Raw genomic sequence first — 4,920 nt, forward strand, 5'->3', positions numbered from 1 at the left:
TAGCGTCGCTCGATGCCCCGAATGCGTGCCGCCCAACTCGTCGAGCCGCGTCGGATGGACGTTGTCGATGTCGACGTTCCCGAACCCGCCGACGGCGAGGTGCGGGTCCGCGTGGAAGGGTGCGGCGTCTGCGCTAGCAACATCCCGTCGTTCGAGGGTCGCGAGTGGTTCGAGTACCCGATGGCCCCCGGCGATCTCGGCCACGAGGCCTGGGGCGTCGTCGACGCGGTCGGCCGTGGTGTGAGCGACGTGGCGGAGGGCGATCGCGTGGCGATGCTGAGCTACAAGGCCTACGCCGAATACGACACGGCCGCGGCGGGCAACGTGACGAAGCTGCCGAGCGAGCTGGCGGGCGTGCCGTTCCCGGCCGAGCCGCTGGCGTGTGCGATCAACGTCTTCAAGCGCAGTGCGATCCGGCCCAGTGAAAGCGTGATCATCGTCGGGGTCGGGTTTCTGGGTGCGCTCGTCACACACCTCGCCACCGCGGCCGGGGCGACGGTGGTCGCCACGACACGTCGACCCGAAGCCCTCACCTTCGCCGCCGCCGCCGGTGCCGTGACGGAACCGATGGACGACCACTGGCGAGTCATCGAGGCCGTCAAGGGTCATGTCGGCGAGGCGGGGGCGAACGTGGTCATCGAGTGCGTCGGCAAGCAGTGGCCGCTGGATCTGGCCAGCGAACTCGTCCGCGAACACGGCCGCCTCGTCATCGCCGGCTACCACCAGGACGGCCTGCGTCAGGTCAACCTGCAGCAGTGGAACTGGAAGGGCCTGGACGTCATCAACGCCCACGAACGCGTGCCGCAAACCTACGTCGACGGCATGACCGAGGCGGTCCGCAAGGTGGCCGCGGGAGAGCTCGACCATCGCCCGCTGATGACGCACGACGTACCGCTCGAGCGGCTGGGCGAAGCACTGCAGATGACGATCGATCGCCCCGCCGGCTTCATGAAGGCGTGGGTGCAGATGTGATGCGGCTTCTCATGACGACCGACTGCGTGGGCGGCGTTTGGACATACGCGATGACCCTGTGCCGCGGATTGGTCGAGCGTGGCGTCGAGGTCACGCTGGCGGCGTCGGGTGGGCCGCTCGATGAGGACAAGCGGCGTGACTTTCCGGCGGGCGTGACGCTGCATCATCGTCCGCTGAAGTGCGAGTGGATGCAGCCGCCGCTTGCGAACCTTGCGAAGGCGGGGCAGTGGTTGGACGAGCTCGTCGCGGAGGTGCGGCCGGACGTGATTCACCTCAACGACTACGCCCACGGTGGCCGCGACTTCGGCGGTCGGTCGCGAGTGGTGGTGGCGCATTCGGACGTCTACTCGTGGCACGCTGCCGTGTTGAGGCGAGCGCCGGACGCGTCGTGGCGCGGTTATCGCGATGTGGTCGAGGCTGGGCTCGCGGGGGCGGACGCGGTGGTGGCGCCGACGCGGGCGGTGCTGGACGGGATGAGGGCGTGGATCGGCGATCGATCCGCGGCTGGCGCCGCGGCGTCAGGGCGGGTGATTGCCAACGCGGTCGATGGGATCGGGGAGCCTGCTGGGAAGAGGGAGCCGTTCGTGCTGTCGGCGGGTCGTGTGTGGGATGAGGCGAAGAACGTGAAGCTGCTGGCCGAGGCGGCGGGTGGGTTGTCGATGCGCGTGAAGATCGCGGGCGACGCGCGTCATCCCGACGGCGGTGAGGCGTCGTTCGACGGCGTCGAGCTGCTCGGGCCGCTGCCGCATGCGGAACTGCTCGCACTGATGCGGCGCGCGTCGATCTACGCGTTACCCGCGAAATACGAACCCTTCGGACTCTCAGCGGTCGAGGCGGCGCTGTCGGGTTGTGCGCTGGTGCTGGGCGACATCCCGAGCCTCCGCGAAGTCTGGGGCGACGTGGCGACCTTCGTTTCTCCGAACGATGCCGATCAACTGCGTTTGACGCTCCGCCGCCTCGTCGACGACGAGGCAGCGCTTCGACGCCTCGCCACTCTTGCGCGCGACCGGGCGAAGACCTTCACCGTCGAACGCCAGGCTTCGGCGTACGCCGGTCTGTACCGCGAACTCGTCGGAGTGAAACGCAAAGACGCGAAGAGGCAAAGTCAGAGCAAAGAATGAGAGGCGGGTTCGGAGGCAGATGCCGAACGCACGTTCTGTCCTTTGCTCCGGCTTTGCGTCTTTGCGTTTCTCCCAAAGCTACAGCTATGCGGATCGCCTTCTTCGTCCACGCCCTCGCTTCCGATTGGAACCATGGCAACGCTCACTTCGTTCGCGGCGTCTGCTCCGAACTCGTCGCCCGCGGCCACACGCTCACGACGCACGAGCAACGCGACAACTGGTCGACCTGGCACCTCAAACACGTCGAGGACGTCAACCCGGAAGCCGCCTTCGCCGAGGCGTACCCGTCGCTTGTCGGCATCGCGAACACCTTCGACGTCGGCGCTCGCCCCGGCACGTTCGCGGATCCGGATTTCGCCGACGTCGACGCGTCGATGGAGGCGCTCGATCTGCCGACGCGACTCGCTGGTGTGGATGTCGTCATCGTGCACGAGTGGACGCCGCCGGGTGTCGTCGCGGCCCTGGGTCGCTATCGGCAGCGGCACGATGACTTTCGCCTGCTCTTCCACGACACGCACCACCGGGCCGTCAGTGAACCGGAGAAGATGAGCCGGTTCGACATCTCCGGCTACGACGGCGTGCTCGTCTTCGGCGGCGTCCTGCGCAACGCCTACCTCCGCCGTGGTTGGGACGAAGACCGCGTCATCACCTGGCACGAGGCGGCCGACACGCGGGTCTTCAAGCCGCAGGATCGTGAGACGACCGGCGACGTCGTCTGGGTCGGCAACTGGGGCGACGACGAACGCACGGCCGAGCTGCACGAGTTCCTGCTCGAACCCGCCCGACGCCACCACCTGACCGGCGTCGTCCACGGCGTGCGTTATCCCGACGACGGCATCGCCGCAGTCCAGCGGGCCGGGCTCTCGTTCGCCGGCTATCTGCCGAACCACGAGGCCCCGGACGTGTTCGCCCGGCATCGCCTGACCGTCCACGTGCCGAGGCGGTGGTACGTCACGCATCTGCCCGGCATTCCGACGATCCGCGTCTTCGAGGCGCTGGCTTGCGGCATCCCGCTCGTCAGTGCGCCGTGGCAGGATTCGGAGGAACTCTTCACGCCCGGCAGCGATTTCCTCGTCGCCGACTCGGGCGAACAGATGGCCCATCAGATGCACCAGGTTCTGCATGAGAAGAACCTCGCCGAAGACCTCGCCGCCCACGGCCTAGAAACGATCCGCGCCCGCCACACCTGCGCTCACCGCGTCGATGAACTCGAAGCCACGCTCGAACGCCTCTCGTAGCCAACTCCGTCATCCCGAGCGCAGCCGAGGGACCTCGTCTGGATCGGCTTCCGAATCGGCAGACGAGGTCCTTCGACTCGCTCCGCTCGCTCAGGATGACGGATGGGCGCAACGCGACGGCTCTACCGTCCGCCCATGTCCGACGCGATGACGTTCGTCCCGGCCAACGCCCCGCGTCTGTCGTGGCGCGGGCACGTGAGCCTCGAGCCGGTCGGCGAGGGGTTCAAGCCGTGGCGAATTCCGTTCAACGACCGCCGGCTCTTTCCCGGCGTTGCAGAGAAGGCGGAGAGTCCCGCCGGTGTCCGGCTCGCTTTCGACACGGATGCCCAGACGCTGCAGCTTCGTGCGGAGCTGGCAGACAATGGCAGCTTGCTCCCCGACGTGTGCGTGGGCGATGAGGTCGTCGCGATGCCGCCGGGCGAAACGGTTGCGCTGCCGGGCAGTGGAATGCGTCACGTCGAAGTCTGGCTGCCCCAAAGTGGGACCGCGACCGTGCACGGTGTGGAGTTGCCGACGGACGCCACGCTTGCCCGACCTGAAGACGACGCCCGGCCGATCTGGCTCACCTACGGCAGCAGCATCACGCACTGCGCACAAGCCAAGTCGCCGACGCGAACGTGGCCGGCCCGGGCGGCGCGACAGGCGGGGCTCGACCTGACATGTCTCGGCTTTGGTGGGCAGTGTCACCTCGACCCGATGGTCGCACGCGTCATTCGCGATCAGCCGGCCGACTACATCAGCATCTGCTGCGGCATCAACATCCACGGTGCCGGTTCGATGAACAGCCGGTCGTTTCCGGCGGCCGTCATCGGCACGATCGAGATCATCCGCGAGGGCCATCCCGACACGCCGCTGTGCCTGATCAGTCCGATCTACTCGCCGCCTCGCGAAGAGGTCGCGACGACCGATCTGACGCTCGTGAGCATGCGTGCGGGCATCCGAGAGATCGTCGACCTGCTTCGCGAGCGCGGCGACGAGCGGCTGTTCTACGTCGACGGCCTGGACATCTTCGGCCCCGACAGTGTGCCCGAAGACGCGGACATGAAGACGCTCATGCCCGATGACTTGCATCCAGAAGATGTCGCCCAGCCGATCCTGGCGGGCAACGTGGTGCGACACGTCTTCGGCGGGGCGTTCGGCATGGACGTCCCGCGGCAATAGACTGCAACGATGGCCAAGCAGGGCGGAAATCAGCCGGGATCGGGATTGGACACCGGGTTCGCCAAGTGGTGGCTCGGCCGGGTCGGGCCGTTCGTCGAAGTGCCCGAAGACAAGCTCGCCGCCGAACGCGAGGCCGTGGAGCGGCTGCGCGATTACAACGAGAACTACACCAACTTCCTGAAGACCTGCGTCTTTCCCGCCGTCGATTCGCTCACGAAGCTGCTCGCCCGCGACCGCGTCGTCCATCGCGTCAGCACGTGGGGCAACCAGCTGTCGATCCGCGTCCACCTGACGTGGCGCTGGGGCGAGCTGGTCATCACGCAGAGCCACGAGGACGCGGTGACGTTCGAGCACCACATCATCACCGAGGGCGAGCGTCGCGACCTCGACCAGGCCGAAGACCACACGCACCAGTACGACCTTCGCGA

Annotated in this window: 5 protein-coding genes; all 5 read left to right on the plus strand. The window is 67.3% G+C overall.

Annotated elements, in window-relative coordinates; all coding sequences use genetic code 11:
- The first annotated feature begins 12 nt into the window (after positions 1-12).
- Positions 13-972, plus strand: coding sequence for a zinc-binding dehydrogenase (locus AAGI46_15825; GenBank protein ID MEM1013676.1), 960 nt, complete (start codon positions 13-15; stop codon positions 970-972).
- An 11-nt stretch (positions 973-983) separates the two neighbouring features.
- Positions 984-2,093, plus strand: coding sequence for a glycosyltransferase family 4 protein (locus tag AAGI46_15830; GenBank protein ID MEM1013677.1), 1,110 nt, complete (start codon positions 984-986; stop codon positions 2,091-2,093).
- Positions 2,094-2,179: 86 nt separating this feature from the next.
- On the plus strand, positions 2,180-3,331 hold the full coding sequence (locus AAGI46_15835; GenBank protein ID MEM1013678.1) for a glycosyltransferase: 1,152 nt from the start codon (positions 2,180-2,182) through the stop codon (positions 3,329-3,331).
- Positions 3,332-3,466: 135 nt separating this feature from the next.
- Positions 3,467-4,492, plus strand: coding sequence for an SGNH/GDSL hydrolase family protein (locus tag AAGI46_15840; GenBank protein ID MEM1013679.1), 1,026 nt, complete (start codon positions 3,467-3,469; stop codon positions 4,490-4,492).
- A 9-nt stretch (positions 4,493-4,501) separates the two neighbouring features.
- The coding region (locus AAGI46_15845; protein ID MEM1013680.1) for a hypothetical protein at positions 4,502-4,920 on the plus strand (419 nt) is incomplete at its 3' end.

It is taken from the genome of Planctomycetota bacterium (assembly GCA_038746835.1).
Taxonomy (GTDB): domain Bacteria; phylum Planctomycetota; class Phycisphaerae; order Tepidisphaerales; family Tepidisphaeraceae; genus JBCDKH01.

Bases quoted from the DNA above. Each gene is read 5' to 3' on its own strand.
- AAGI46_15825 (MEM1013676.1), top strand. From the start codon at position 13: ATGCCCCGAATGCGTGCCGCCCAACTCGTCGAGCCGCGTCGGATGGAC.
- AAGI46_15830 (MEM1013677.1), top strand. From the start codon at position 984: ATGACGACCGACTGCGTGGGCGGCGTTTGGACATACGCGATGACCCTG.
- AAGI46_15835 (MEM1013678.1), top strand. From the start codon at position 2,180: ATGCGGATCGCCTTCTTCGTCCACGCCCTCGCTTCCGATTGGAACCAT.
- AAGI46_15840 (MEM1013679.1), top strand. From the start codon at position 3,467: ATGTCCGACGCGATGACGTTCGTCCCGGCCAACGCCCCGCGTCTGTCG.